The organism is Streptomyces sp. NPDC021093 (assembly GCF_044333135.1).
Classification (GTDB): Bacteria; Actinomycetota; Actinomycetes; order Streptomycetales; family Streptomycetaceae; genus Streptomyces.
Window position 1 is genome coordinate 90,603 of the sequence record NZ_JBIRQJ010000010.1, and the last position, 26,722, is coordinate 117,324.

Here is a 26,722-nt window from a genome sequence, read left to right on the forward strand (position 1 = left end):
CCGGAAATACCTCTGCCTTCCGGCAAGTACGTGGCAAGTGCGCGTATGACACGCATGACTCGCATTCTTTGCATATCCGCCGGGCAGTGATCTCCGCACGAATTCACGCGAATTCACGAGGACTTCATCAGCGCCCGCACCAGGGGGTACACATGGCAGCCAGGCCGCTCGTCGCCCGCCAGCCCAACGAACGACTCCAGGCGCTCATCCAGGAAGCCGGCTGTTCCAACGCCGGTCTCGCCCGCCGGGTCAACATGTGCGGTGCCGAGCACGGACTCGATCTCCGTTACGACAAGACGTCCGTCGCGCGGTGGCTGCGCGGACAGCAGCCCAGGGGCCGGGCCCCGGGAATCATCGCGGAGGCCATCGGCCGCAAGCTGGGGCGCACCGTCACGATCGACGAGATCGGGATGGCGAACGGCAAGAACCTGGCGTCCGGGATCGGGCTCCAGTTCTCGCCGACCGTCCTGGGCGCGATCGAGCAGGTCTGCGAGCTGTGGCGCAGCGACGTGGGACGCAGGGACTTCCTCTCGGGTTCTTCGGTGGCCGCGTCCGCGCTGGTGGAGCCGAGCCGGGACTGGCTGATCACGGGTGCCGACCACCAGGTGGCGCGGACGGCCGGATCGCGGGTGGGGATCAGCGACGTGGAGGCGGTACGGGCGACCACCGAGGCGCTGACGGGGCTCGACCACCGCTTCGGCAGCGGGCACGTGCGCCCGATCGTCGTGCACTACCTCAACAGCGTGGTGTCCGGGCTGCTTTCGGGCTCGTACCGGGAGGCGGTGGGGCGCGAGCTCTTCGCCGCGGTCGCCAGGCTGACCGAGCTGGCCGGATACATGGCCGTCGACACAGGGCAGCCGGGTCTTGCACAGCGGTACTACATCCAGGCGCTGCGGCTCGCGCAGGCCTCGGGGGACCGCGGGTACGGGGGGTACGTCCTGGCCGCCTCCATGAGCCACCTGGCGGCGCAGCTCGGGAACCCGCGCGAGATCTCGCAGTTGGCGCGCGCCGCGCAGGAGGGTGCGCGGGGGCGGGTGACACCGCGGGCGGAGGCCATGTTCTACGCGGCCGAGGCACGCGGGCACGCGCTGATGGGCGACGAGCGGACCTGCGGGGCCGTGGCGGGGAAGGCGCAGACGGCGATGGAGCGGGCGCACGAAGCGGGCGACTCCGGGGACGACCCGGTGTGGATCGCGCACTTCGACCAGGCGTACCTGGCCGACGAGTTGGCGCACTGCCACCGGGACCTGGGGCAGGCGGACGCGGCGGCGCGCAGGGCGCAGGAGAGTTTGTCAGGACATCCGGACAGCAGGGTGCGGAGGCGGGCCATCGGCCTCGTACTCCTCGCGACGGCGCAGGTGCAGCAGCGCGAGGTGGAACAGGCCTGCCACACGGGCACGCGCGCGGTGGAGCTGCTGAGCACGCTGCGGTCGAACCGGGGGGCCGAGTACCTGGAGGACTTCCAGCAGCGCCTCGACCCCTACCGGGACGAGCCGTCGGTGCGGGAGTTCGGGGCGCGGATGGAGATTCAGGCGGCGTAGCGCGTCAATGCGACGGCATATACAGCGTCAACTTCCGGCTATCCGTTACAGCGGGCGCCGGTGGGTGTGCGGCGGTCCTGCGCGGATCGCGGGTGCGTGGCAGTGGGACGGATTCACCCGGTAGCGTGAACCGGTGATTCCGTCCCTCGCTCTTGTGGCGAGGCCACCCAGATCCCGATGGCAGGAGCCCTCCGTTGACGCAGAGCGAACAGGGTGATGAGCCGCAGCATCCCGCTGTGCGCCCCGCACACGAGGGCGTAGTACTGCCCCCGGCGCAGCCCGCGCAGCAGTGGCCCGGAGCGCCGACGCACGGTCAGGGGCCCGGACCGGTGCCCGGCCAACTGCCCGGCCAGACGGTGCCGCCACAGGGCCAGAGCTGGGACCAGCCGTGGGGACCGGGGGTGCAACAGCCGCCCGTACAACAGCCGCCTGTGCAACAGCCGCCTGTGCAACAGCCGCCTGTGCAACAGCCGCCTGTGCAACAGCCGCCTGTGCAACAGCAGATGGATCCGTCGCGGCATCAACAGCCGATGTCGCAGCAGCAGATGCAGCAACAGCAGCTGTCGCAGCAGCAGCAGATGGGACCGCAGCAGGTGGGACCGCAGCAGGTGGGACCGCCGCAGCCGCAGCAGCCCATGCACCAGCAGCCCGTGCCGCAGCAGCCCGTGCCGCCGCAGCAGGCCCCGCAGCAGCAGGCGGCCATGTCGCAGACCGGCAGCTTCCATCTCGCCCCGCCTCCGCAGCAGATGCCGTCTCCGCAGCAGCAACAGCAGATGCTGCCGCCGCAACAGCAGCCGATGCCCCCGCAGCAGCAGATGCCGCAGTCCCCGCAGCCCGCCTGGGGTGCTCCCCAGGTCCCCGCCGGTGACGCCGACTCCACCCAGCTCATACCGCCCGTCGCACAGGGCCCCGGCGCGCTCCCGCCCGAGAACCCCGCCGCGCAGCCGTCCGCCGGACAGCAGCCCGCAGCGCACCACCCCGGTGCCCCCGCCCCTGCCTCCACCCCCGCCCCTGCCCCCGCCCCGGTCGACGGCACACAGTTCCTCGGGCAGCGGGCGCTGCAGCCGCCCGCCGGGTCGGACGCCGATGCCACCCAGTACCTGCCGCCGGTGCCCGCCGGGGCCGCGTACGCGCCCCGTCCCGAAGCACCCCTGCAGCCCGGTGAGCCCGGGGAGCGGCAGCCGCCCGCCGAGTTCGACAACCTCTTCCGTACGCACCCGCCGCAGGCCGCCGAAGACCCCGCCGCGGCGTCCTCCACCCAGCAGATGCCGCGCTTCCTGCCGCCCCGGCAGCAGGAGGCCGAGCAGGAGGAGGCGCGCTACCAGCAGTTCCAGCAGCCGGGACAGTTCCAGCAGCCGGGACAGGGACCGGGCGGCCCGGGCGGCCCGGAGGGTCCCAAGCGGCGCAAGATCTCCCCGGTGCCGCTCATCGCGGCCGTGGTGGTCGGCTGTTCCGTGATCGGCCTGGGCATCGGCGCGCTGATGAACTTCGGTGGTGACGACAACAAGGCCAAGGCGACCCCGGACACGACGAACGCCGCCGCCGACCTCCCCGCCGACAAGCCGGCCGGCAAGGCGGCCGACCCGGCGAAGGCACAGGCCGAGGCGCTCGACAAGCTCCTCGCCGACAGCAACAACAGCCGCTCGGCCGTCGTCAACGCCGTGGCGGCCATCGGCAGCTGCACCACGCTCGACAAGGCCGCCACCGACCTGCGCGGCGCCGCCGACCAGCGCCGCGACCTGGTGACCCGCCTGGCGGCCCTCAAGGTCGACAAGCTGCCCGACCACGCCGCGCTCACCCAGGCCCTCAACGCCGCGTGGAAGGCGTCCGCCGCCGCCGACGACCACTACGCGGACTGGGCGGACAAGGTCGCGGGCGACAAGGGCAAGTTCTGCCCGAAGGGCAAGGCGAAGGCGACCGGCGAGCGGCGCCTCGGCGACCGCGAGAGCGGCAAGGCGTCCCAGGCCAAGAAGCGGGCCGTGGGCCCCTGGAACGCGATCGCCGGAAAGTACGAACTCACCGAGCACCAGACGACCGACCTGTAGCGGCCGGAGCTTTGGGTAACCGCCCGTGCGCTTCGCGTGACGTATGGGCGGATCGTGGGGGCTTGTCCGTACCAAAATCGGATGCCCGTACGATCGGCAACCGTGCAAGCTTCAGCGAACCCTTCCCGTCGCGGCCGTCGCTCCACCACCATGGGCGGCATGCCGCTGAATGACATGCCGTGGTGGCGCTGGCGCACTCAGGTGCGTTCCGCGCTGCACATGCTCTCCGACCCCGCCTTCCACCAGGAGTGCTGGCTGGCCGGCCTCGACGGGTACGGGGACATCACCGATGCCGTGTACCGCCTGGTCGAGGACACCTGGCTCGACAACTGGTCCGCCGAGAAGTACGTCGGGACGATATTCCGCGACTCGGGCGAGGCGGCCCTCGTGGACGTCGCCGTGCTCCGGGTCCTGCGGATCATGCACGAGGTCGGCGCGGACGCCGACGCGACGGCGTACATGGCGCACCACGGCTGGCCCGAGGCCGTACGCGCGGCCCGCGAGGCGCACGTACGGATGGCGGGGAGCGACGGGGACGATCCGGACGCGGCGCCGCGCTCTCTTGAGGTCATCCGCATCCTGACCAGGTCCGCGTGACCCGGGCGCGGTGTGCCATCCTCTGAGGTCATGAGCGACACCCAGCCTGCTGCGCAGCCCGATCCCTCGACGGCCCAGACCGACAGTTATGTCCTGACCCTGTCCTGCCCGGACAAGCAGGGCATCGTGCACGCCGTGTCCAGCTATCTCTTCATGACCGGTTGCAACATCGAGGACAGCAGGCAGTTCGGGGACCACGACACGGGCCTGTTCTTCATGCGGGTCGCCTTCTCCGCGGAGGCTCCGGTCTCCCTCGACAAGCTGCGCGCCAGCTTCGCCGCCATCGGGGACTCGTTCCGGATGGACTGGCAGATCCACCGGGCCGAGGACCGGATGCGGATCGTGCTGATGGTCAGCAAGTTCGGGCACTGCCTCAACGACCTGCTGTTCCGCTCGCGGATCGGCGCCCTGCCGGTGGAGATCGCCGCCGTCGTCTCCAACCACCCGGACTTCCGCGAGCTGGTCTCCACGTACGACATCCCCTTCCACCACATCCCGGTGACGAAGGACACCAAGGCGCAGGCCGAGCAGCAGGTGCTCGACCTGGTCGAGACGGAGAACGTCGAGCTGGTCGTCCTAGCCCGCTACATGCAGGTGCTCTCCGACCACCTGTGCAAGCAGCTCAGCGGCCGGATCATCAACATCCACCACTCCTTCCTGCCGAGCTTCAAGGGCGCCAAGCCCTACCACCAGGCGCACGCGCGCGGTGTGAAGCTGATCGGTGCGACCGCCCACTACGTGACGGCGGACCTCGACGAGGGCCCGATCATCGAGCAGGAGGTCGAGCGGGTCGGCCACGAGGTCACCCCCGAGCAGCTCGTCGCGATCGGCCGCGACGTGGAGTGCCAGGCGCTGGCGCGCGCGGTGAAGTGGCACAGCGAGCACCGGGTGCTGCTGAACGGACACCGTACGGTCGTCTTCGCCTAGCGCCTCCATGAGGCCCAGTACCTCTATGAGGCCCGGTACCTCCATGAGGCCCAGTACCTCTATGGGGCCCAGCACCTCATAGAGGTACGCGCGTCACAGCCGCGACAGTGACGCCGCCGCGAACAGCACGTCCCGTACCGCCGCCTTGTCGCCGAGCCGGCCCGCAGCCGCCTCTTGAGGCGCTACGTGCCCGGCGGCCAGCTGGCAGAACTCCACGCCGTCCATCGCGATGTGCGCCACCTTGTGGTCGGGCGACGCGACGGCGGCGGGGGAGTCCAGGGCGATCCACCAGTCGCCGCCGCCGGGACCCTCCACCTCAAGATGCAGGGTGCGCCCGGGGGAGCCCGCCGCGACGAGCCCCTGCACGGGCGGGGCGAGCCCGGCGCGGCGGCGGGCCGCGAGGGTGCCGGGCAGCAGCCTGGCGGCCAGGCCGATCAGCTGGTGCAGATGGGCGCCGGAGGGCGGTTCGTACGGATAGTCCACCGCCTGCGCGATGTCGTCGGCGTGCACCCAGCACTCGAAGGCCCGCTCCAGGAGCGCCTCTTTGAGGGGGAGGTCGAACGCCCCGTAGGAAACGTCGAGTTCGGCCGCGCCGCCGCCCGCGAACGACACCGTACGGATCAGGGTGTGGCTCTGCTCGCGCCACGGGGTGCGGACGGCCCGGGTGGGCGGCTGGCGGGAGCCCAGCCAGTACGCCTCGGTGCGGCTGGTGGGGTCGCCGGTGCCGCCGAGCGCGACCGGGTCGTCCAGGCCGAGGGCGGCGGCCACCAGGCCGTCGACGGTCATGAGGTGCCCGATGACCGCCGCGACGGTCGCCTTGCGCCGTACCGGCTCGTCGTTCTCGAACCAGCGCAGCTGCACGGGTGCGTGCCACTCACCGGGCCCGATGTCGGCCAGCAGGGCGTCCAGCCTGGCCGTCTCCGTGTCGTACGGCTGGGCCCACGCGGGTACCGGGATACGGGCCGGGCGGCGGCCCAGGCAGGTGTCCAGGACCCGGGAGCGGAGCATCGGGTCGAGGTCGAGCCCGCGTTCCGTCTGGAGCAGCCCCACGGCGTCGCGCAGCCGCAGCGCCTCGTCGGCGCAGGGCGCGCACTCGGTGAGGTGGTCCTCGACGGCGGTGGTCTCCTCGGCGGAACAGGCCGCCAGGGCCCAGGCGCCGAGCAGGGACTTCAGGGTGCGGTGGGCGGAGTCCTCGCCGCTCTCGACGCAGACGGGACCCTGCGCGGCGTCAGGGCCTTGCACGGCGTCGGGGCCTTGCACGGCGTCGGAGCCTTGTACGGCGTCAGGACCCAGCGCGGCGTCAGGACCCTTCACGGCGTCGGGGCCTTGCGCGGCGCCGGGACCCCGCACGTCGCCGGGACCGCCGCTCACAGCGCGCCCCCGTACCCCTGGGCGTCCGCGCCCCCGGCGGTGTTGGCCGTCGACAGCAGTTGCAGGCCGAGCCGCAGCCTGCGGCGGGCCTCGTCCTCCGTGACGCCGAGCCTGCTCGCCGTCTGGCGGTAGTCGTGCCGCTCGAAGTACGCCAGCTCCAGGGCCTCGCGCAGCGGGGCCGGCATCGACGTGACGATGTAGTCGGCGCGGGCCACCGCCGCCGCCCGGCGCACCTTCAGCTCCAGCTCCTCCGCGGTGCCCTCGCCGTCCGCGAGGGCCGCCGACTCCGCCTGGCGCAGCCGGTGCACGGCACGCCGGTTGGTGAGCCGGGCGATCCAGGCCCGCATGGAGCCTTCCTTCGGGTCGTACGTGTGCGGGTTCTCCCAGACGTGCCCGAAGACGTCGCGGGTGATCTGGTCGGCGGCGTCCTCGTCGTCGAGCACCCGGTGCGCCAGGCTGTGCACCAGGGACGCGAAACGGTCGTACAGCTCGCCGAGCGCCGCCGCCTCGCCCCGCGCGAGCCGCTGCTGCATCCTGCGGTCCCAGCGCGGTGGTGCGTCCTTCGGCATGTCCGTTCCCCCCAGCCCGAAATCCCAGCCTGAAATCCCGGCCCGAAATCCCGGCCCGGAACCCGGTCGGCCCGAAGTCCCAGCCGGAAACCCCGCCCGTTTCCCTGCTCTTTCGAATGTAGTGCGAGGAGTGGACAGCGCACGCCCCTTCCGGACAAGTGCGCCCCCGGCGCGGTCCGGGATGGTAGTGATCCGGTCATTACGTACCTCCTGCGTGCACCTTGCACAGGCAGGCGGTGTTTCATGGGGTGGCGGCTAGGGCAGCCGCGATGAGGAAGGGCTACTTCCGGTTAGTTGAAAGGTCCGACTCGTGACGCTGAGGGTGACAGAGGCAGAGCACGGCAGCTGGGCCGTGCTGCACATCTCCGGCGAACTGGACCTGGTGACCTCACCTGCCGTGCGCCAGCATGTGCACAACGCCGTCGCGGACGGCCGTCACCGGGTCGTGCTCGACCTCTCCGACGTGCTCTTCTGCGACTCCAGCGGAGTCGGCGTGCTGATCGCCGCCCGTCGTCTGATGCGTTCCTGCCAGGGCAGTCTGCGGCTGATCCTCCCCGCGCGGGGAGCGGTCGACGGCTCGCACGTGAACCGGGTGCTGGCCGCCCTCGGAGTCCGCCGCCTCTTTGAGGTGTTCCCGGACGTGGACACGGCGGTCGACGACACGGCACAGTCGCTGTCGGCCTGAACGGCACCACTGCTCCCGGCCCGCCGGGTCACCCGCTGTCGGCCTGATGTTCAACTGCCCCTCCCGCGGATGATTCCGCTGCATAACCAGCATCGTCCGCACGCCCAGGACGTACGCTCCCCTGCATGGACAGCGCAGAGTACGAGCGCAAGACAGCGGCCCGTTTTGCCTCCTTCGACCAGGACGGCAACGGATACATCGACCGCGAGGACTTCAGTGCCGCGGCGGCCGCCATCCTTGCCGAGTTCGACATCACCGCACGCTGCGACAAGGGGCAGGCCCTGTACAGCGGCGCCGAGGCGTTCTGGCAGGGCATGGCGGGCATCGCGGACGTGGACGGCGACCAGCGGGTCAGCCGGGACGAGTTCGTGACGGGTGCGGTCAAGCGGCTGCGGGACAACCCGGAGCGGTTCGCCGAGATCGCCCGCCCCTTCCTGCACGCGGCCATCGAGATCGCGGCCCTGTCGGACGGGCAGGGCGGCGGCGTCACCCTCCGGGCGGCCACCAGGCTGCTCCGCGTCCTGGGTGCGGACCCGGAAGTGGCCGAGCGGGTGGCGACGGCGCTCGACACGGACGGCGACGGCATCATCACCGAGTCCGAGACCCTGTCGGCGTTCGCCATGTACTACACGGTGGACGGCCCGGACCCGCAGTAGCCGGTACCCACAGCCGCACCCGCACCGTATCCGTACGCGTACCCGCACCGAGGAGCGGTTCGTCCGAGCACCGGCCACGCGCCCGGCTCACGCGCCGAACCGCTCCCTCAACCTGTACTTGAGCACCTTGCGCAGCGCCTCGTTGCGGGGCAGCGCGTCCACCACCTCGACCTGTTCCGGCAGCTTGTGCGTGGCGAGACCTTCCCCGCGCAGGTACGAGACGACCTCGTTCCGCGTCAACGAGCCCGCGCCCGCGCGCAGTTCGAGCACCGCGCAAACCCGCTCGCCGCGCACCTCGTCGGGCAGCCCGATCACCGCCGCGTCGGCGACCTGCGGGTGCCGGTGCAGCAGGTCCTCGATCTCCTTGGCCGAAATGTTCTCGCCCTTGCGGATGATCACGTCCTTGAGCCGTCCGGTCAGCACCAGGTGCCCGGAAGCGGTGAGGTGCCCCAGGTCGCCGGTGACGAGGTATCCGTCCTGGTCGAAGGCGGCATTCGGCCCCGTCCCCAAGTACCCCTGGCAGACCGCCTCCCCGCGCAGCCGGATCTCCCCTTCCACCCCGGCCGGCACCGGCTTGCCCTCCGGGTCGGTGATCCGTACCGACATGCCTTCGGGCGGCCGCCCCTCGGTCGTCGCGAGGTTCTCCGGTGTGTCGCCGGGCGCCCCCATCGTGATCATGGGCACCTCCGTCATCCCGTACCCGTGGGTGAGTTGGCAGCCCAGCTCGCGCACCACCGCGTGGTAGATCTCCGGCGGCTTCGGCGCGCCCCCGCCCGCGAGCAGCCGCAGCGTCGGCAGTACCGGCACGTCCGGTTCCTTGCGCTGCTCGGCGAGGAACATCGAGTAGAACGCCGTCGAGCCGCCCGCCACGGTCACTCCGTGCCGTCGATATTCGGCCAAAGCCGCGGGCAGCGCGAAGTGCTCGAAGAGGACCGCGGGGAAGCCGTACAGCAGCAGCATCACCAGATAGTCAGGACCGCCGATGTGCGCGTACGGGAAGGCCACCGATCCGACGTCGTCGGCGAGGAGCTCCAGCGCGTGCGCCAGGCACGAGCCGCCCGCGATCAGTGAGCGGTCGGTGTGCAGCACGCCGCGCGGGTCGGAGGTCGTGCCGGAGGTCCAGTAGATCCACCGCACGGACGTGCCGTCGGACGGCGGCGGCGGCAGCAGCGCCGGATCGCCGTCCGGCAGGTCCTCGTACGCGTTCAGTACGAGCACGGGGCGCGGCAGCTCCAGCGCCAGGCGGTGGGCCATCGCTGCATGGTCGAAGCCGCGCCACTCGCCCGGCACCGCGAAGTAGTCCGCCTTCGACTCCCTGAGTGCGAAGCCGACTTCACGGTCCCGGTAGAAGGGGATCACCGGCGTCTGCACGGCGCCGAGCCGGGCCAGCGCCAGCGAGAGGAGCACCGTCTCGATCCGGGTCGGCAGCTGCCAGGCGACCACGCTCCCGGCCCGCACGCCCAGCTCGTACAGCCCGGCCGCCACGCGCTCGGACCGCGTCCGCAGCTCGCCGAAGGTGAGGGTGCGGCCCTCCTGGAGCAGCACCGGAAGGTCCGGGGTGAGGTCGCCGCGGCGGGCGACCAGCTCCCAGAGGGTGCGGGATTCGCCGAGCGAGCGGGCGGTCGTGGTCGGTGAAGTCACGTGGATTCCCCCGTAGCTGACGGACAGTCAGAACTAGCCGTGAGCGTAGAGCGCTACGCCTTGTCGGTCCAGTGGTGCGGGGCTAGCCTCACACCTGACGGGTCATCAGATGCAGCGGGAGGGACACCGGATGGGCCAGATCGAGCTTCCTCGCACCATCGGCGTCGACGGGATCCACGAGGACCTGGCCGAGGACCGGCGGGCCCGCCGATGGATCTGACGTACACGCCCCAGGAGGAGCAGTTCCGGGCGGAGTTGAGGGGCTGGCTGGCCCGGGTGCTCCCCGGACTGCCGGCGAAGCCCGACCCCCTCGACTGGCCCGGCCGGCGCACGTACGACACCGCCTGGCAGCGGATGCTGTACGACGCCGGGTACGCGGACCTGCAGCGCGAGGCCACCCCCACCCAGCACCTCATCTTCCTGGAGGAGACCGAGCGCGCCGGGGCCCCGTACGTCGGCGCGAACTTCGTCGGGCTGCTGCACGCGGGCCCGACGATCGCCGCCGAGGGCTCTCCCGAGCAGCGGGAGCGCTGGCTGCCGCCGATCCTGCGCGGCGACGAGGTCTGGTGCCAGGGCTTCAGCGAGCCCGACGCCGGCTCAGACCTGGCCTCCCTCCGTACGAAAGCGGTGCGCGACGGGGACGCGTACGTCGTCAGCGGCGCCAAGATCTGGACCTCGCACGCCGAGGTCGCCGACTGGTGCGAACTCCTCGTCCGCACCACGCCCGTCACGCCCGAAACCCCCAAACACAGGGGCATCACCTGGCTCGCCATGCCGATGGACGCGCCCGGTGTGACCGTACGGCCGCTGCGCACCCTCGCAGGCTCCACCGAATTCGCCGAGATGTTCCTCGACGAGGTGCGGATCCCGGTCGGCAACCGGGTCGGCGCGGAGAACGACGGCTGGCGCGTCACCATGGTCACGCTCTCCTTCGAACGGGGCACCGCCTTCGTCGGCGAGGTCGTCGCCTGCCGCCGCACGCTCGCCGCGGTCGCCCGCGAGGCACACGCCAACGGGTGCTGGGACGACCCGGCGATCCGGCGTCAACTGGGCCGTCTGCACGCCGAGTTCGCGGTCCTGTGGCGGCTCACCCAGTGGAACGTCTCCGAGGCCCGGGGGGCACCCCCTGGACGAAGCCCTTGGGGGAGCACCGGCGGTGTCCCCGGCGCCGGCGGCTCCGTCTTCAAGCTCCGCTACTCGCACGCCCGCCAGGAGCTGTACGACGCGGCGGCCGAGGTGCTGGGAGCGGCGGGCGCGCTCGACCTCGACCACGAATGGACCCTCGACCGCCTCTCCTCCCTCTCCTACACGATCGCCGCCGGCACCTCCCAGATTCAGCGGAACATCGTCGCCGAGCGCATCCTCGGCCTCCCGAAAGGCCGGTGAGCGGGGCCCGTGGACTTCCAACTGAACGACGACCAGCGGGCGTTGCAGGCAGGTGTACGAGAGCTGCTCGCGCGGCGCTTCGACCGCGAGGCCCTGCGCGCCGCCGTGGGACGGGGCGGCGGGCTCGACCGCACCCTGTGGCGCGACCTCGGCGAGGCGGGCTTCTTCGCCCTGCGGCTGCCCGAGTCGGAGGGCGGCGTCGGGCTCGGCCTGCCGGAAGCCGTTCTGCTCTTCGAGGAAGCGGGCCGGGTCCTGCTGCCCGGCCCGCTCGTGGACACGCACCTCGCGGCCGGGGAGGTGAAGGGCGCCGCCGAGGGCGAGACGGTCGTCACCAGCCAATGCGGCCTGCTGATCGCCCACTTGGCGGACTCCGACGTCGTACGGGACCTGGCGCCCGCGACGCTGGACGCGGCCGAGCCGGTCCGCCCGGTGGACCCGCTCACCCCGCTGCACCGGATGCCGGGCCCGGCCCCGCGCACGCACTCCCCGTGGGCCTCTCCGGAAGCAGTCCTCCTCACGGCCGCCGAGCAGGCGGGCAGCGCGGCCCGAACGGTCGACATGGCGGTCCAACACGCGTGCGAGCGGGAGCAGTTCGGGCAGCCGGTCGGCGGCTTCCAGGCGGTCAAGCACCTGTGTGCGCAGATGCTGGTGCGCGCCGAGATGGCACGTACCGCCGTGTACGCGGCAGCGGTCACCGGCGCGCGGGCCGAGATCGCCGGGGCGAAGCTGCTCGCCGACGAGGCGGCCGTGCGCAACGCGCGCGACTGCCTTCAGGTCTGCGGGGGCATGGGCTTCACCTGGGAGGCCGACGTACACCTGCACCTGAAGCGAGCATGGGTGCGGTCCGGACGGGGTCCGACGAAGGCGCAGACGGAGGACGAACTGGCCGCCGATCTGCTGGCCGCCGCCCGCTGAGCAGCGGTGATCGGTGGTGGCTGTCCGCAATGGGCACGAAGTCGACCAGGATTCGGCGGGATGAGCGAATCTTCAGGCAGAAGACGTCACCCTGTGTCGATATCGGGTTGTGTCCTTTACAGGACTCGTCACGGGCCGGAGTCGGGCCCGCGCTCCGGTACTCTCCGACAGATGCGAGTGGTGGTGGAGCGCGGTAATCCTGGTGCGGTCTGTATGGCGGCTCCGGACCGGATGACGTGCCCGTCGGTAACCGCCGCTCGCGTCGGGCGGAGGCGCCACAAGCGCTCTCGTTCGACTCTCCGCAGCGTGCGTCGCACAGTATGCAGGATGCGTACTCCTTCGCGCTGGAATATGCCTGAAGCGCTTGTTGCGGTGACGATGCGTCAACCATGCTGTCCCACAAGGGAATCACGTTCCGTGACCCTGTGGAGACGCGAGGCGTTGTGTCCGCCGGTTCGGATGGTGTGAGCGGTGCAGGTGCTTCAGGTGCAGTTGGAGGTCGGGGCCGACCCCGCGGAAGTGGGACGGGCCCGGAGATGGGCACGGTCCCGGCTGGTCGGATGCGGCATAAAGGCCGACGAGCCGGTTGCCGAGACACTGGTCCTGCTCATTTCGGAGCTGGTGACCAACGCGGTCGTGCACACGGGCTGTCCGGCCGTGCTGCGGATGCTCCTCCCCGGGGACGGGACGGAGGACGCGGGGCTCGGTTCCGGTTCCGGTTCGTTCTCCGGCCCGGGTTCCGGTCCGGGCTCCGGCCCGGGTTCTGGGTCCGGTTCCGTGACGGTCGTGGACGCCTCGGGCGGTGGCCGCTGCGGGAGCGGCACGGTCCGGGTCGAGGTCGCGGACGCCAGCGCGTGCCCGCCCAGGCCCCGGCACGCGGAGGGCGACGACACCAATGGGCGCGGCCTTGAGCTGGTGGACGGGCTCGCCGACCGGTGGGGCTGGCAGGCCGAGGGCGCGGGCAAACGGATCTGGTGCGAGGTGGACCGCGCGGGCAAGACCCCGCAGGGGGCGCTCGCGGACCGTCCCCAGGCCGGGATGTACGAGCCGTCGTGCGCCGTCACAAATCTCGCATAGCAGGCATCGCGCCGGGGCGGTGTTGACGGCCGCCGGAGGCCTTCTCACCCTTGGAACGGGCGATTCGTTGCGAGGGGACGCCGAGGGGCACAGGCCCACCTCGGCGAGTACGGGTCGAGGCGGAGCGACGGCCGGCGCACCTGGTGCCGGCCGTCTGCCGTGCGGCTTTCCGTGCGGCGATACGTGCGGCTTTCCGTACGGCGATACGTGCGGAGATTCGTATGGCCCGTGCGGCGATCTGCACGGTCTGCGTGGCCCGTACCGCGGCTAGAGGATCGCGACCGGGGCGACGGGCGTGCCCGTACCGCCGACGAACGGCTCCGGCATCGCGGACAGCAGGAAGGCGTACCGCCGCTCCTGTGCACAGGCTGTGGACAACTCTTCCAGGTTCCAGTTCTGCCCCTGCAGCATTCCCATCTCGACGAGGTCGAGGGCGTGCACCGGCAGCCACAGGTTCTCGATCTCGGGCGGGAAGATCTCGAAGGTGAGGGTGTCGTTCGCGACCGCGGCGACGTCCCGGGCGTGGAACCACGCGGGGGTCCGGATCGAGAGCCCCGGCGACGGGTAGCCGTACCCGTGCTTGTCGCCGCCCAGATACACCTGGAGCTGCCCGGTCCGCACGAGTACGACGTCCCCTGCGCCGACCTTCGTACCCGCCAACTCCTCGGCGGCGTCCAGGTCTTCGGGTGTCACGGCGTGGTCGCCGGGCAGCCGGTCGACGCCGTGGGCGCGGGCCACGTCGAGCAGCACCCCGCGGGAGACCACGTGCCGGGCCTTGTCGATACCGGCGAAGGCGGCGCGGGTGTGCGGGGTGATCGTGTCGGCGGGTCGGCCGTTGTAGATCCTTCCCGAGTGCGAGACATGGGTCAGGGCGTCCCAGTGGGTGCCGGCCTGGAGGCCCATCGTCACGGCGTCGTCGCTGGTGGCGACGGTGCCGGGGCCGAACAGCTCCTGGTTGATCTGCACCATCGAGTGCAGCGGATTGACCCGCCCCGGGATCATGCCGGTCTGTACGCCGTCCTGCTGGAGCGGCAGTGCGAGGGGGATGCGGTGCCCGGTGCGGACGGTCCGCGCGGCGGCCCGTACGACGTCGTCGGTGATGAGGTTGAGGGTCCCGATCTCGTCGTCCGCTCCCCAACGGCCCCAGTTGTTCACACGCTTGGCGATGTCGTGGAACTCGGCGGGCAGCGACATTGCGGAGCCTCCTGGGTCTTGTGCCGGAGCATTGTCCGGGTCCTAAAATCTAACGGACCGTCAGAAACCTTGGGAAGGCGTGGTGATGGGGAACTTCTTGACCGGCAAGGTCATAGCGGTGACCGGAGCGGGGCGCGGCATCGGCCGCGCGGTCGCGCTGGCCTGCGCGGCACAGGGCGCCCGGGTCGTCGTCAACGACTACGGAGTCTCGATGGAGGGCGCGGAGCCGACCAGCGAGGTCGCGGCGGCCGTGGTCAAGGAGATCGAGGCGGCGGGCGGCGAGGCGATCGCGGTGGCCGACGACATCTCGACGATGGCGGGCGGCCAGCGGGTCGTCGACGTGGCCCTCGCCAACTTCGGGCGGATCGACGGGGTGGTGTGCGTCGCCGGAATCCTCCGCGAGCGGATGCTCTTCAACATGTCCGAGGAGGAGTGGGACCCGGTGATCGCCACGCACCTGAAGGGCACGTTCACGCTCTTCCGGGCGGCGTCGGCGGTGATGCGCAAGCAGGGGACGGGCACGCTGATCGGCTTCACCAGCGGCAACCACCAGGGCAGCGTCGCCCAGGCGAACTACAGCGCGGCCAAGGGCGGCATCATCTCGCTCGTCCGGAGCGCGGCGCTCGGCCTGCACAAGTACGGGGTGACGGCGAACGCGGTCGCGCCGGTCGCGCGGACCCGGATGTCCGCGAACGTACCCATGGAGCTGAAGGAGATCGGCGAGCCGGAGGACGTGGCGGCACTCGTCGTCTACCTGCTCTCGGAGCGCGCGCGGGCGGAAGGCATCACCGGACAGGTGTACACGATCGCCGGCCCGAAGATCGCGGTGTGGGCCCAGCCGAGGGAGCTGCGGGCGGGATACGCGGACTCGGGGTCCTGGACCCCGGAATCGATCGCGGACTTCCTCCCCGGGACGGTGGGCACGGACCCGATGCCGATGCTGGCGCAGCTGGAGGCGATGCGGGAGGCGGCGTCCAGGGGGGATCGTCCGAACGCGGGGTGAGGGGCCTTCGGCTGATTGCGGGGGGATGAGGGGGAGGGGGTGGGTTGTACGTGCGGGTGCGTCGTGGCTGGTCGCGCAGTTCCCCGCGCCCCTAAATGCCTGCCCCCGAGCCCCTTGGGCGGCTGACGCCGCCGACCCCTAGCCCTCTTGGGCAGCGGGGCCGCCCCCCGGGGGCGGGACGGGTGGGCAAGGGGGCGGCCCCCCACTGCGGCACGCCCCATCCCGCGACCGCACACGCTCGCGACCGTTCCGACGAAATCCAGCGCGCAACACCATCGCCGAGCACCCGCTCGGCCTGCCGAGAGAGATGAGGGGATCGCGATGAGGGGTGTCGTCTTCGACGGGAAGCACGTCGAGGTGGTCGACGATCTGGAGATACGGGACCCGGGCCCCGGCGAGGTCCTCGTGGCGATCGCCGCCGCCGGGCTCTGCCACAGCGACCTGTCGGTGACGGACGGGACCATCCCGTTCCCCGTCCCGGTGGTGCTCGGCCACGAGGGTGCGGGCGTGGTCGAGGCGGTCGGCGCCGGAGTCGCGCACGTCGCACCCGGCGACCACGTCGCCCTCTCCACCCTCGCGGGCTGCGGTGCGTGCGCGGAGTGCGACCGGGGGCGGCCCACCATGTGCCGCAAGGCCATCGGAATGCCGGGCCGGCCCTTCTCCCGGCAGGGCGCACCCCTCTACCAGTTCGCCTCCAACTCCGCCTTCGCGGAACGCACGTTGGTGAAGGCGGTACAGGCGATCAAGATCCCGAAGGACATTCCCCTCACCTCCGCCGCCCTGATGGGCTGCGGCGTCGTGACGGGTGTCGGCGCCGTCCTCAACCGCGCCCGCGTCGGCCTCGGCGAGCGCGTCGTCGTCATCGGCACCGGCGGCATCGGCCTCAACGTCATCCAGGGCGCCCGGATCGCGGGCGCCTCGTCCATCGTCGCCGTCGACACCAACCCGGCCAAGGAGGAGGCGGCCCGCCGGTTCGGCGCCACCGACTTCCTCCTCTCGGCCGACGAGGTGCGCGACGTACTGCCCACCGGCGCGGACCACGTCTTCGAGTGCGTCGGCCGAACAGCCCTCATCCGTAAGGCAATTGATCTCCTCGACCGGCACGGTCAGGCCGTGCTGCTCGGCATGACGGCGCCGACCGACGAGGCGACCTTCCTGCCCGCCGCGATGTTCCTGGACAAGTCGATCCTCGGTTGCCGTTACGGCTCCTCGCGCCCGCAGCTCGACATCCCGCTGTACGCGGAGCTGTACCGGCAGGGACGGCTGCTCCTCGACGAACTGGTCACGGAGACCTACCCGATCGAGGACTTCGCGAAGGCGGCGGACGACGCGCACCACGGGCGGGTGGCGCGGGGCGTTCTCACCTTCTGAGCCGAGGAGCCGCACCATATCCGCCTTGTGGCCAGCGGGCTGACTGTGTGACAACTATTCCGATAAGCACGAGAATCCAGGCGGGGAACACCCGCAATTGCCTGCGCCGGTGGGCGGGTCAGCCGGGCTGCTGCTGCGGCTGCCGCTGCTGCCGCTGTCCGCGCAGGTCGTACCGGATGCGGTCGGCTTTGCCGCGTACGACGTCGGCGGGCAGCCCGACCTGGCGCTCGTACGGAACGCTCCGACACGGCCCGCAGAGGCCGCCGGGCAGTGCGTCAGCGACCCCCGGCGTCCCGCACCCGGTGCACTCCATGGTGATCAACCCCTGTACGGGGCCGGGGAGTTCGGGCGGCATCTCATTGATCAGCCGCTGCTGTACGAAGCGGAAGGGGTGGCGGACGGGGGTGGGCAGGCAGAAGGTCACGTTCCACACGAACTGCGACTCGCTCATGCCGCGCTCGAACCACTCCCCGGCGAGGGGGGCAAGTGCCTCGCACGAGGCGGCGGACAGGGGGAGCTGGGGCTCGGTACGGGCGATCCGGGCGAGGGCCCGGTACCCGCGCCGCTCGGCCTCCCCGGGCTCGTCCACCGCAGGCTGCTCTTTCCCGCTCTCGGGTACGTCGCCGACGAGCAGGGCCCGCCACCAGGGTTCGGGTCGGGCGGTCCGCGAGAAGTAGGTCCGGGTGACGTGCCGGAACCCTTCGCGCTCGATCCACAGCTCCTCGCGGAAGCGGCGCAGGTGTCCGGTCGCGGAGAGGTGGTTCAGGGCGGAGCCGACGGCCATCTGCCCGTAGCCCTCGATCTCCTTGGCCAGGGTCTTGATGCTGATGTCGGAGCCGTCGGGGAGGAGGTCGATGTAGCGGGCGATGGCTGCTTCACGCCTGGGCAGGTGTGCGAAGGTGCGGGCGTCGAAGGGGAGTTGATCGGGCGCGGTCTTCTTTCCGTACCCGGGCTTTGCCATCGGGTGGGCGGGCGCGTGCAGGGCACGACTAAGCTGCGCAACAGTCATTGGGATCGACTCCTTGAAAGTCATGATCTCGGTGATCAGACCCCTGTGTGGTGCTGCTAACACCGCATGGGGGTCGTTCTGTTGTGACGCACGGTACACGTCCGCAACGCGTGGTCGCGACCTGATCACAAGAAGTCATCTCGCCTGCTGTGTCGCCGAGTTGGCGCCTCACGCGCGTGCCCGCGCCCGCGAAAGGGGTGGGTGGCGGGGACTGGTCCCACCACCCATTCCTAGCAAAAGCATCTTGGATATCGATCCTCGATCCTCGAATCTCAAGCGCTCAAATCGCCTTGTCCGGCTGAAGCCCGACGGACGTTGTCCAGGTGCCGGGCCTGCCGCCGCGTGAGCAACTCGTCGATCGGTTCGAGCATGCGGTCCCATGCGCGTTCGGCTTCCGCCGAGTCGGCGGGGTTTCGCGCATGGATCTGAGCTGCGGTGATGGCCTGGTCATAGAGGGCAAGGTCTTCTGGAAGCGCGATTGAACGGTCGCGCCGGAACCACTTGATCAGCCACGGGATGTCTCGGGACCAGTTCGGGTGTGGTGGGGGTGGAATCGGGCGACGTACCCGGAGGAGGGTTCCCGGCCCAGCGAGAGTTCTCGACTCTCGGCCCCGGGTCTCAAGCGCCGAGTCGCCACACACGCAGCCAAGTTGCGTACACTTGTGCGCTCTTGACGGTGCCTCACCTGCAAGTGATGGTCGTGCAACCAGTCGCAACCCACCAGATGCGGGAGATCGTCATGAGCCTAGAGTTCGTCGGAATTGACCCGGAAACCGAAAAGGACGGCTCGCCGACCGTGTGGGTCCACGAGGAAACGGCCGACCTGGTTATCCAGGGCATCACTGCCGAGGGCGACTTGGCGGCAGAGATCCACGAGACGCAATGGGTACCTGGACACGTACCGGGCATCCCTGATCACGAGTCGGTCATCCGGATTCCGGCACGGATGGTGCCAATTCTCAGGAAGGCGTGCGATGAAGCAGAACGACGTGCCCAGCTTTGACGAATTGCTGGCAACAGCCCGGCACTCGGCAGTGCACTTGGAGATGCGCGACGCATATGGCGTCGGCGGCGAGTCGTCGGGCTTCGCGCGGTGGCAACGTACAGGGCAGCGGGACAGCGACCCCACTTCCGACTACTGGCGCCCGTGGGTAGAGCAGATCGCAGCATCCGTCGCCCGAGGTGTGGTTATTCGTCGAGCGCGCATCGTCTCCGAGCCTGTCAGCACGTACACCCGCTACCTGCACGAGGGCACCGTAGTGAACCTCGCAGCCGGTGAAGAGATCCGCTGGCTTTCCCGCCGGCTGGCCTCGGACATCGCCCTGCCGGGCAATGACTTCTGGGTCTTCGACGGCACCACCGTTGTCTTCAACTACTTCACCGGTGACGGTGACTGGGCCGATCCCGGCAAGGAACTGCGGACCGAACCGGCCGTGGCCCAGCTCTGCACATCGGCGTTCGAGGCCGTCTGGAAACGGGCCGTCCCGCATGAGAAGTTCACCGTCTGACCGACTGCCTCCCCCACGAACACCGGACAGCCTCAGCCCATGCCGCCCACCTCCCCTTCGTCCAGCGCGCAGGCCGCCCGTAAAGCCCTTGCCGACAGACTTCAGGACCTACGCAAAGACGCGGGACTCACCGGCCGTGAGCTGTCGGTCCGGTGCGGCTGGCACCCGGCCAAGACAACCCGCCTCCAAGCCGCCAAAGCGACCCCGACCGACGCCGACATCCGGGCATGGTGCGCAGCATGCGGAGCCGACGACCAGGCCGACGATCTGATCGCCGCCTCTCGGGCGGCCGACAGCATGTACGTGGAATGGCGACGGCTCAAACGCACTGGGCTGCGCACCCTCCAGGAGTCGTACTCGGCCCTGTACGAGCAGACCAGGACCTTCCGCTTCTACACCTCCGACGTCATACCCGGCGTTCTCCAGACCGCTGACTACGTCCGGGCGATCATGTCCCGGTCCGCAAGCGCCAGCCGTACCCCCGACGACATGGAACGCGCCGTCGCCGCCAAGATGGACCGCACCCGTGTCATCCACGAGGGCAACCACCGGTTCGCCTTCCTCGTCGAGGAATCCGTGCTCCGCTACCGCCTCCGCGACACCGAGACCATGTCCGGGCAACTGCACCACCTGCTCGCCGTCCTGCCGCTGCCCCGCGTCAGCCTCGGGGTCATTCCCTTCACGGCGGAACGCGACATGTGGCCGGTCGAGTCCTTTCGTGTGTACGACGACCGACGCGTGCAGATCGAGCTGGTCTCGGCCTCGGTCAACGTCACCGCCCCCGGCGAAATCGCCGAGTACGTCCAGACCTTCCGAACACTGCAGCACCTCGCCGTCTACGGCGACCCGGCCCGCCGCCTGATCACGGAAGCCCTCGGCTCACTCCAGTGAATCGGCGCGCAACTCTCCGCAATTTCCTTGGGGCCAACTCTGTCCAGTTCTAACGTCGGTGGCATGGCAACCCCACACGCAGTGCGCCGCAACATCGCCCGTACCGCACTGGACGAAGCACAGCACGCCGTCGACGTACTCGCCCAGTCCCTCGCCGCCGCGCAGATCACGCTCCCCTCGCTACAGGTCGACCTCCCCGGCGCGACGTCCGGTCACCCGATGGTCGACCTCGGCAGGCTCCGCGCCGACGAAGCAGTCCGCCTCGCACAGGCTCTCCGCCACGGAGGTGCATCAGGATGAGCGGTGGACACGACGGCGGCACCGGCAGTGGTCAGGGCGGAAGCCAGCAGGACGACAGCAACAGCGGCAACAAGCACGGCGGGGGCGGGTCCGACGAGGGCGGCAACACCAACGACGGCCAGCGCCCGGCGGACGGCAGGTGACCACGCCCGAACTCCAGGAGGCGGGCCCTGCACGGCTCGCCGCCGCGCTCGTGGAGTCGGGTGCGCTGACAAGCGAGTGGCTGCCCGCTTTCGAGGCGGTGCCGCGCCACCTGTTCGTGCCCGCGACGATCTGGCCGGGCCGTGCCGGGATGAACCGGCAGGACGATCGCGTGACCCTGGACAAGCAGCCTGACCTGTGGTGGGAGGCGGTCTACCGGGACGCGCCGATCACGACGCAGTGGGACGACGGCCGGTTCACCGGGCCCGGCAGGGGTCGGGCCCCGACCAGTTCCAACTCGATGCCCAGCATGGTCTTCTCGATGCTGGATGCGCTCCAAGTCGACGACAGATCAACCGTGTTGGAGATCGGCACCGGCACGGGCTGGAACGCCGCGCTGCTCACGCACCGGCTCGGTGGGCAGAACGTCGTCTCCGTCGAGGTGCACCCCGACTCCGCGCAGGACGCCCGCAACCGGCTGGCCCTCGCCGGACTCCACCCGACCGTGCACGTCGGTGACGGGGCACAGGGGTACGTGCCCCGGGCCCCGTGCGACCGCGTGATTGCCACCTGCTCGGTGGGCAGCGTGCCCGGTGCCTGGCGGGAGCAGACGCGGACCGGCGGCATCATTGTGACTCCGTGGGGGCCGACGTACGGCGGGGAAGGTGTGGTCCGGCTGACCGTGGCCGGGGACGGTTCGGCCTCGGGGCCGTTCGTCGGGTCGTCGGCGTTCATGCGGATGAGCGCGCAGCGCAAGACGCTTCCGCCGACGTGGGCGTTTCTGGGCAGCGGCGAGTGGCCGGGGGACGGGGTGCGGTCCGAGACGGCGCTCTCCCCGGACGACGTGGGCGACTGGATCCACATGTTCGCCATCGGCGTGCAGGTCCCGGACCTGTTCTGCCGCGTCGAGCCGGGCGAGGACGGTGCGTACCGGCTGTGGCTGATGGACACGGGCTTCACGGCGTGGGCGACGGCGGACTACGCGGAGGGGAGTGAGGCGTTCCGGATCGTCCAGTCGGGGGCTCGGCGACTGTGGGACGAACTGGAGGCCGCTTGGCGCTGGTGGGCCGGTCAAGGCTGCCCCGACTTCGGGCGGTTCGGGCTGACGGTGGACGGTGACGGCGACAGAGAGCGGGTATGGCTGGACGAGCCGGGGCGCTTGGTGCCCGTGATCAGCTCTACGTGCTCGTCCAGCCGCAGATGACGCATCAGGAACGGACCGGTCCGCCGGGTCTGCACTGGACTCTGTAGGGAATTGAGCCATCATCGCTCTGTACGCCACCCAGTGTCCGCGAGCTCATCGAGCTCGGGCAGCGCGAGGTCGAAGAATCCGCCGCACTCCGTCACCGCCCGCAGCCCGGACAACCGGCATGACGGCTCCGGCCCCCGGCCCCGGCGGAAAAGGGCTGGGGAGTCCGGGCTCCCGCGGCCTAGCCTCGGCCCATGAGCTATCGCGCCCTGGCCACCCGGCCCCTCCTCACCCTGGCCGCCGTCACCGTCGCCGCCCGGCTGCCGGTGGCCATGGCGCCGCTCGCCGTAGTGCTGCTGGTGCGTGAGCGGCCCGGTGGGTACAGCGTGGGTGCCGCGCTCGCTGCGGTGTACGTGATCGGTGAGGTGGTCGGCGCCTCCGTGCTCGGGCCCCGGCTGAAGGCCCGGCGGGCGCGGCCCGCGCTTGCCGTCGGGCTGGGGATGGGGGCGCTCGCCTTCGCCGGGCTCGGGGTGTGCGCGCAGGCGCATCCGGTGGTGCTCGGGGTGCTGGCCGCGGTGGCCGGTGCCGCGCCCGGGGTGGTGCCCGGCGGGCTGCGGGCGCTGCTGACCTCGCTGGTGGAAGAGGCCGCGGTGGCAAAGGCGTTCAGCGCGGACGCGATTTTGAGCTATGCCGTGTGGGCGGCCTCGCCCGCGCTCGCCACCTGGCTGGCGCTCGGCATCGACCCGGTCGTACCGATGTTCCTCGCCGCTGTACTGATGGCTGCGACAGTGGCCGGGCTGTGGGGGCTGCCCGCCGGGTGGTCGGCCGACGAGGCTGACCGTCGCGGGGTGTCGATGGCGCGGACGCTCGCCTCCGCGTGGCCGCTGTACGTGACCGGGGCGGCGGGCCTCTCGCTGCTGGCGTTGGCGGAACTGGTGCTGCCCGCCCTGCTGGAACAGCGCGGCATGGCGGTCGGGTGGGCAGGTCCGCTGTTGGCCGCCTATTCGCTGGCCGCGGCGATCGGGGCGTACACGTACGGGCTGAGGACCTGGCCGGGGAGCCCCGAGCGGCAGTCCCTGGTGCTGCTGGTCGCGGTGGCGCTGGTGGTGGGGGCGAGTGCGGTGGTGCCGGTGCTCGGGTGGATCGGGGCAGGGCTTGTCCTCGCAGGGCTGCTTCAGTCGGGTGTGCAGATCGCACGCAGCCTGTCGCTGCGGAACGCCCTGCCCCCGAGTGCCTTCGCTGCCGGGTACTCGATGATGTACGCGGCTGTGGGTGCGGGATACGCAGCAAGTGCCGTACTGGCAGGGGCGGTTCAGAGTGTCGCGGCGCCGTCCACCGCGATCCTCGCGGGCGCGGGGCTGTGTCTCGTACTCACGGCGGTCGCGGCGGTGGGGGAGCGGCGGCGGCGATCAGGTGGGGCGGGAGCCCGGGTTGGGGCCGAAGGATCCGGTGTCGGCGAGGTTCGTGCGGAAGGTGCGGCGGTAGACCGTGGGCGGGACGCCGAGTGCGGCCTGTAGGTGCTGGCGCATCGACTGCGCCGTGCCGAAACCGGCCTCGTGGGCGACCTGGTCGATGGACAGATCGCTGGATTCGAGGAGGTGGCGGGCGCGTTCGACGCGCTGCTGGGCCAGCCACTGCCCGGGGCTGACCCCGACCTCCTCGCGGAACCGGCGCGTGAAGCTCCGTACCGACATCGACTCCTGCTCGGCCATGTCGCGGAGCTGGATCGGCTCGTGGAGATGGCCGAGTGCCCATGCGCGGGCGGCGGTCGTGGTCGCCAACTGGGGCTCGGGAACCGGCCGTTGGATGTACTGCGACTGGCCGCCGTCCCGGTGCGGCGGTACGACGCTGCGCCGTGCCACGTCATTGGCGACCGCCGCACCGAAGTCCCGGCGCACCATGTGCACGCACAGGTCGATGCCCGCCGCGACCCCCGCCGAGGTGAGCACGTCGCCGTCGTCGACGTACAGGACTTCGGGGTCGACGCGGACGGACGGGAAGAGCTGCTGGAAGCGCTCCGCCCAGTACCAGTGGGTGGTGGCGCGGCGGCCGTCGAGGTAGCCGGCCGCCGCGAGCACGAAACCGCCGGTGCAGATGGAGGCCATGCGGGTGCCGGGGCGGACGTGGCGGAAGAGTTCGGCGATCTCGTCCGGCAGGCGGCCCTCCTCGTAGAGGGACGCGGGTTCGTACGCGGCCGGGACGATCAGCGTGTCGGTGGTGGCGAGGACCTCCGGACCGTGCTCGACGAGCAGCTTGAAGTCGGCTTGGGTGTCGATGAGTTGGCCGGGCCGGGTGGCGAAGGTGGTGACCTCGTAGAGGGGCGTGCCGTCGGCGGAGTACGCGCGGCCGAAGATGCGGTGCGGGATGCCGAGCTCGAAGGGGATGACGTCGGGGAGGGCGAGGACGGCGATGCGGTGCGGACGCCGCTTCTGCTTTTGCGCAACCGTATCCATGGCCCGATCGTATCGAATGCTGTCTGTCGGGCCACTCGTTCGGGAAGATCGGGGCCCGGATGCTGGGGGACGTGACGCAGACTCCCCCTCCCGTGCAGGTCACGGACACGCCGCCGGTTTTGGATCAGTCGGTTCCGGATCAGCCGGTTCCTGTCCCGCCCGCGAAGTCCCCCCGTACCCGTATCCACCGTGCGTGGTTCGTCGCGGCCGTCACCTTCGTGACGATCATCGGAGCCGCCGCCTTCGCGTCCCTTCCCGGGCTGCTCATCGAGCCGCTGAACGAGGAGTTCGGCTGGTCGCGCGGCACCATCGGCTTCGCGGTGTCGGTCAACCTCGCGCTGTACGGACTGACGGCACCCTTCGCCGCAGCGCTGATGGACCGGTTCGGCATCCGGAAGGTGGTCGCGGTCGCGCTGACGCTGATAGCCGTCGGCTCCGGGCTCACCGTCGTGATGACGTCGGCCTGGCAACTGATCCTGTTCTGGGGCGTGTTGGTGGGCCTGGGCAGCGGCTCGATGGCGCTGGCCTTCGCGGCGACGGTCACCAACCGGTGGTTCGTGGCCCGCCGCGGCCTGGTCACCGGCCTCCTGACGGCAGCGGGCGCTTCCGGGCAGCTGGTCTTCCTCCCCGTCCTGGCCTGGATGGTGGACAAGTACGAGTGGGAACCAGCAGCAATCACCGTCGCGCTCGCCGCACTCGCCGTCGTCCCCTTCGTCTGGCTGCTGCTGCGCGACCACCCGGCGGACGTGGGCCTGGCCCCGTACGGTTCACCGGACTTCGTCCCGAAGCCCGCACCCGTGATGGGCGCGGCCCGGCGCGCGATAACGGTGCTCCTCAAGGCGGCCCGCACCGGCCCCTTCTGGCTGCTCGCGGGTACGTTCGCGATCTGCGGCGCCTCGACGAACGGCCTGGTCAAGACCCACTTCATCCCCGCCTCGCACGACCACGGCATGCCGGTCACGGCAGCGGCGGGACTGCTCGCGGTCATCGGCATCTTCGACATCATCGGCACGGTCGCGTCGGGCTGGTTCACCGACCGCTTCGAAGCCCGCCGCCTGCTCGCGATCTACTACGCCTTCCGCGGCATCTCGCTCCTCTTCCTCCCGATGCTCCTCGCTCCCACCGTCAATCCGCCGATGATCTTCTTCATCGTCTTCTACGGCCTGGACTGGGTGGCCACCGTCCCGCCGACCATCGCCCTGTGTCGCGAGTACTTCGGCGAGGACAGCGCGATCGTCTTCGGCTGGGTGCTGGCCTCGCACCAGGTGGGCGCGGGACTGGTCGCCTTCCTCGGCGGGGTGGCGCGCGACCTCTTCGGTTCGTACGACGTGGTCTGGTACGCGTCGGGGGCGCTGTGCGCGGTCGCGGCGCTGATGGCCCTCATCATCCGAAGGCAGCCGGCCCAGCAGGCCGAGATGGCAGGATAGTTCCTCTGACCAGGGGAAACAGGGGGGAATCAGGATGAAGGAAGGCATACGGGCAGCGAGGCGGGCGGCGGGGGCCGCAGCGGTACTCGCCCTGTGCGGCACGGCACTGACGGCCTGCGGCACGGAGCCGGCGAACCGCGCGGGTTCGGCCTCGCCCACGGGCATCGTCTGCCCGGACGGCAGCACACCGAACGCGTCGACGGGCGACGGGGGCGCGGGTGAGGATCTGACGTCGGACGACGTGGGCGGTACGGGTGAGGACCTGACCTCGGACGACGTCGGCGGTACGGGTGAGGACCTGACCTCCGAGGACGTCGGTGGTACGGGCGAGGACCTCACCTCGGACCCGGGTGCCGCCGCCGACGGCCTCCCGGAGGGGCCGAGCGAGTGCTGGGGGCCGGACTACGGGAAGGACCAGCAGTCCGCGCCGCCGAGGGTCAACGGCGTACCGACCGTCGGAGCCCACCGCTGGTACGGCATGAAGGGCGAGTTCACCGCGTATCTGAAGTCGACGCCGTCCACGACGGACGACGCCGTCCTGGTGGGCATCCGCATGATCAAGATCCGCAAGCCGGAGCACAGTGACGTCATGGAGGCCCGGATCGCATCCGACTGCGGCCCGTGGGAAGAGAAGTGCGACGCCCAGGCCAAGGCGTTCGGCGACTGGCGCCGCAAGAAGTACGGCGACCGGGGGCACGTCGTCGTGTTCGGCGGCGCGAAGACGACGGTGGAGGCTCAGTGGTAGCGGCACCGCTCGGCGGACCCGCCACCAACTGCCCGCGCTAGCGGCTACCCGATGCCCGCGTCAGCCGCTGCCTGCTGCCCG

The 26,722-nt window shown here is 70.8% G+C and carries 26 protein-coding genes; 20 read left to right on the top strand and 6 right to left on the bottom strand.

Annotation, left to right across the window (positions count from 1 at the left end; translation table 11 throughout):
* Positions 1-152: 152 nt before the first annotated feature.
* From ACH4SP_RS29870 to purU, 4 genes are all read left to right on the top strand, one after another.
* Positions 153-1,541 (top strand): transcriptional regulator, encoded by a 1,389-nt coding sequence (locus ACH4SP_RS29870; RefSeq protein ID WP_398419309.1) that lies wholly within the window; start codon positions 153-155, stop codon positions 1,539-1,541.
* Between the two features lie 530 nt (positions 1,542-2,071).
* Positions 2,072-3,586, top strand: a complete 1,515-nt coding sequence (locus tag ACH4SP_RS29875; protein WP_398419311.1) for a hypothetical protein — start codon at positions 2,072-2,074, stop codon at positions 3,584-3,586.
* A 150-nt stretch (positions 3,587-3,736) separates the two neighbouring features.
* Positions 3,737-4,183 (top strand): hypothetical protein, encoded by a 447-nt coding sequence (locus ACH4SP_RS29880; protein WP_398419761.1) that lies wholly within the window; start codon positions 3,737-3,739, stop codon positions 4,181-4,183.
* A 30-nt stretch (positions 4,184-4,213) separates the two neighbouring features.
* Positions 4,214-5,110: a formyltetrahydrofolate deformylase gene (gene purU / locus ACH4SP_RS29885; protein ID WP_398419313.1), complete on the top strand. Its 897-nt coding sequence runs from the start codon at positions 4,214-4,216 to the stop codon at positions 5,108-5,110.
* 93 nt (positions 5,111-5,203) lie between these two features.
* On the opposite strand, the gene ACH4SP_RS29890 is transcribed toward purU, so the two are convergent.
* Both ACH4SP_RS29890 and ACH4SP_RS29895 read right to left on the bottom strand, forming a co-directional pair.
* Positions 5,204-6,481: a zf-HC2 domain-containing protein gene (locus tag ACH4SP_RS29890; protein WP_398419314.1), complete on the bottom strand. Its 1,278-nt coding sequence runs from the start codon at positions 6,479-6,481 to the stop codon at positions 5,204-5,206.
* Positions 6,478-7,050, bottom strand: a complete 573-nt coding sequence (locus tag ACH4SP_RS29895) for a sigma-70 family RNA polymerase sigma factor (protein ID WP_398419316.1) — start codon at positions 7,048-7,050, stop codon at positions 6,478-6,480. The genes ACH4SP_RS29890 and ACH4SP_RS29895 overlap by 4 nt, the downstream gene beginning before the upstream one ends.
* Positions 7,051-7,360: 310 nt before the next feature.
* Between ACH4SP_RS29895 and ACH4SP_RS29900 the strand changes: the two genes are divergently transcribed.
* Positions 7,361-7,735: an STAS domain-containing protein gene (locus ACH4SP_RS29900; protein WP_398419318.1), complete on the top strand. Its 375-nt coding sequence runs from the start codon at positions 7,361-7,363 to the stop codon at positions 7,733-7,735.
* 125 nt (positions 7,736-7,860) lie between these two features.
* Positions 7,861-8,391 (top strand): EF-hand domain-containing protein, encoded by a 531-nt coding sequence (locus ACH4SP_RS29905; protein WP_398419319.1) that lies wholly within the window; start codon positions 7,861-7,863, stop codon positions 8,389-8,391.
* Positions 8,392-8,478: 87 nt separating this feature from the next.
* Here ACH4SP_RS29905 and ACH4SP_RS29910 read toward each other — a convergent pair whose 3' ends face one another.
* A complete protein-coding gene (locus ACH4SP_RS29910; protein ID WP_398419321.1) occupies positions 8,479-10,032 on the bottom strand; it encodes an AMP-binding protein in 1,554 nt (517 codons plus the stop codon).
* A 210-nt stretch (positions 10,033-10,242) separates the two neighbouring features.
* On the opposite strand from ACH4SP_RS29910, the gene ACH4SP_RS29915 reads away from it, so the two are divergent.
* The 3 genes from ACH4SP_RS29915 (at position 10,243) to ACH4SP_RS29925 (ending at position 13,410) form a co-directional block, all read left to right on the top strand.
* The gene (locus ACH4SP_RS29915) at positions 10,243-11,418 is read left to right on the top strand and encodes an acyl-CoA dehydrogenase family protein (protein ID WP_398419323.1); all 1,176 of its coding nucleotides are present in this window, start codon (positions 10,243-10,245) and stop codon (positions 11,416-11,418) included.
* Between the two features lie 9 nt (positions 11,419-11,427).
* Complete coding sequence (locus ACH4SP_RS29920) at positions 11,428-12,333, top strand: acyl-CoA dehydrogenase family protein (RefSeq protein ID WP_398419325.1); 906 nt, start codon at positions 11,428-11,430, stop codon at positions 12,331-12,333.
* Positions 12,334-12,804: 471 nt separating this feature from the next.
* Positions 12,805-13,410, top strand: coding sequence for an ATP-binding protein (locus ACH4SP_RS29925; protein WP_398419327.1), 606 nt, complete (start codon positions 12,805-12,807; stop codon positions 13,408-13,410).
* A gap of 267 nt (positions 13,411-13,677) precedes the next feature.
* Here the strand turns inward: ACH4SP_RS29925 and ACH4SP_RS29930 are convergent, their stop codons facing one another.
* Positions 13,678-14,604, bottom strand: coding sequence for a cyclase family protein (locus ACH4SP_RS29930; protein WP_398419328.1), 927 nt, complete (start codon positions 14,602-14,604; stop codon positions 13,678-13,680).
* 85 nt (positions 14,605-14,689) lie between these two features.
* Between ACH4SP_RS29930 and ACH4SP_RS29935 the strand changes: the two genes are divergently transcribed.
* Together ACH4SP_RS29935 and ACH4SP_RS29940 are read left to right on the top strand one after the other, a co-directional pair.
* Positions 14,690-15,607 (top strand): SDR family oxidoreductase, encoded by a 918-nt coding sequence (locus ACH4SP_RS29935; RefSeq protein WP_398419330.1) that lies wholly within the window; start codon positions 14,690-14,692, stop codon positions 15,605-15,607.
* A 321-nt stretch (positions 15,608-15,928) separates the two neighbouring features.
* The gene (locus tag ACH4SP_RS29940; protein ID WP_398419331.1) at positions 15,929-16,978 is read left to right on the top strand and encodes a Zn-dependent alcohol dehydrogenase; all 1,050 of its coding nucleotides are present in this window, start codon (positions 15,929-15,931) and stop codon (positions 16,976-16,978) included.
* 118 nt (positions 16,979-17,096) lie between these two features.
* On the opposite strand, the gene ACH4SP_RS29945 is transcribed toward ACH4SP_RS29940, so the two are convergent.
* Positions 17,097-17,987 carry a hypothetical protein gene (locus tag ACH4SP_RS29945; protein WP_398419333.1) on the bottom strand — a complete coding sequence of 297 codons (891 nt, stop codon included), beginning with the start codon at positions 17,985-17,987 and terminating at the stop codon, positions 17,097-17,099.
* Between the two features lie 739 nt (positions 17,988-18,726).
* On the opposite strand from ACH4SP_RS29945, the gene ACH4SP_RS29950 reads away from it, so the two are divergent.
* The 7 genes from ACH4SP_RS29950 to ACH4SP_RS29980 all read left to right on the top strand — a co-directional run bounded on the left by ACH4SP_RS29950 (position 18,727) and on the right by ACH4SP_RS29980 (position 23,533).
* Positions 18,727-18,990 carry a hypothetical protein gene (locus ACH4SP_RS29950; protein WP_398419763.1) on the top strand — a complete coding sequence of 88 codons (264 nt, stop codon included), beginning with the start codon at positions 18,727-18,729 and terminating at the stop codon, positions 18,988-18,990.
* A complete protein-coding gene (locus ACH4SP_RS29955; protein ID WP_398419335.1) occupies positions 18,962-19,495 on the top strand; it encodes a DUF6879 family protein in 534 nt (177 codons plus the stop codon). The genes ACH4SP_RS29950 and ACH4SP_RS29955 overlap by 29 nt, the downstream gene beginning before the upstream one ends.
* A 39-nt stretch (positions 19,496-19,534) precedes the next feature.
* A complete protein-coding gene (locus ACH4SP_RS29960; RefSeq protein ID WP_398419337.1) occupies positions 19,535-20,386 on the top strand; it encodes a helix-turn-helix domain-containing protein in 852 nt (283 codons plus the stop codon).
* 63 nt (positions 20,387-20,449) lie between these two features.
* Positions 20,450-20,686, top strand: coding sequence for a hypothetical protein (locus tag ACH4SP_RS29965; RefSeq protein WP_398419339.1), 237 nt, complete (start codon positions 20,450-20,452; stop codon positions 20,684-20,686).
* Positions 20,683-20,829, top strand: coding sequence for a hypothetical protein (locus ACH4SP_RS29970; RefSeq protein ID WP_398419340.1), 147 nt, complete (start codon positions 20,683-20,685; stop codon positions 20,827-20,829). The genes ACH4SP_RS29965 and ACH4SP_RS29970 overlap by 4 nt, the downstream gene beginning before the upstream one ends.
* Positions 20,826-22,031, top strand: a complete 1,206-nt coding sequence (locus ACH4SP_RS29975) for a methyltransferase domain-containing protein (RefSeq protein ID WP_398419341.1) — start codon at positions 20,826-20,828, stop codon at positions 22,029-22,031. The genes ACH4SP_RS29970 and ACH4SP_RS29975 overlap by 4 nt, the downstream gene beginning before the upstream one ends.
* A gap of 239 nt (positions 22,032-22,270) precedes the next feature.
* The gene (locus tag ACH4SP_RS29980) at positions 22,271-23,533 is read left to right on the top strand and encodes an MFS transporter (protein ID WP_398419343.1); all 1,263 of its coding nucleotides are present in this window, start codon (positions 22,271-22,273) and stop codon (positions 23,531-23,533) included.
* Here ACH4SP_RS29980 and ACH4SP_RS29985 read toward each other — a convergent pair.
* Positions 23,426-24,469, bottom strand: a complete 1,044-nt coding sequence (locus tag ACH4SP_RS29985; protein WP_398419345.1) for a GlxA family transcriptional regulator — start codon at positions 24,467-24,469, stop codon at positions 23,426-23,428. The two genes, ACH4SP_RS29980 and ACH4SP_RS29985, sit on opposite strands and share 108 nt — an antisense overlap.
* Before the next feature lie 59 nt (positions 24,470-24,528).
* On the opposite strand from ACH4SP_RS29985, the gene ACH4SP_RS29990 reads away from it, so the two are divergent.
* Together ACH4SP_RS29990 and ACH4SP_RS29995 are read left to right on the top strand one after the other, a co-directional pair.
* Complete coding sequence (locus tag ACH4SP_RS29990; RefSeq protein WP_398419348.1) at positions 24,529-25,896, top strand: MFS transporter; 1,368 nt, start codon at positions 24,529-24,531, stop codon at positions 25,894-25,896.
* A gap of 34 nt (positions 25,897-25,930) precedes the next feature.
* On the top strand, positions 25,931-26,641 hold the full coding sequence (locus ACH4SP_RS29995; protein WP_398419350.1) for a hypothetical protein: 711 nt from the start codon (positions 25,931-25,933) through the stop codon (positions 26,639-26,641).
* Positions 26,642-26,722 lie beyond the last annotated feature (81 nt).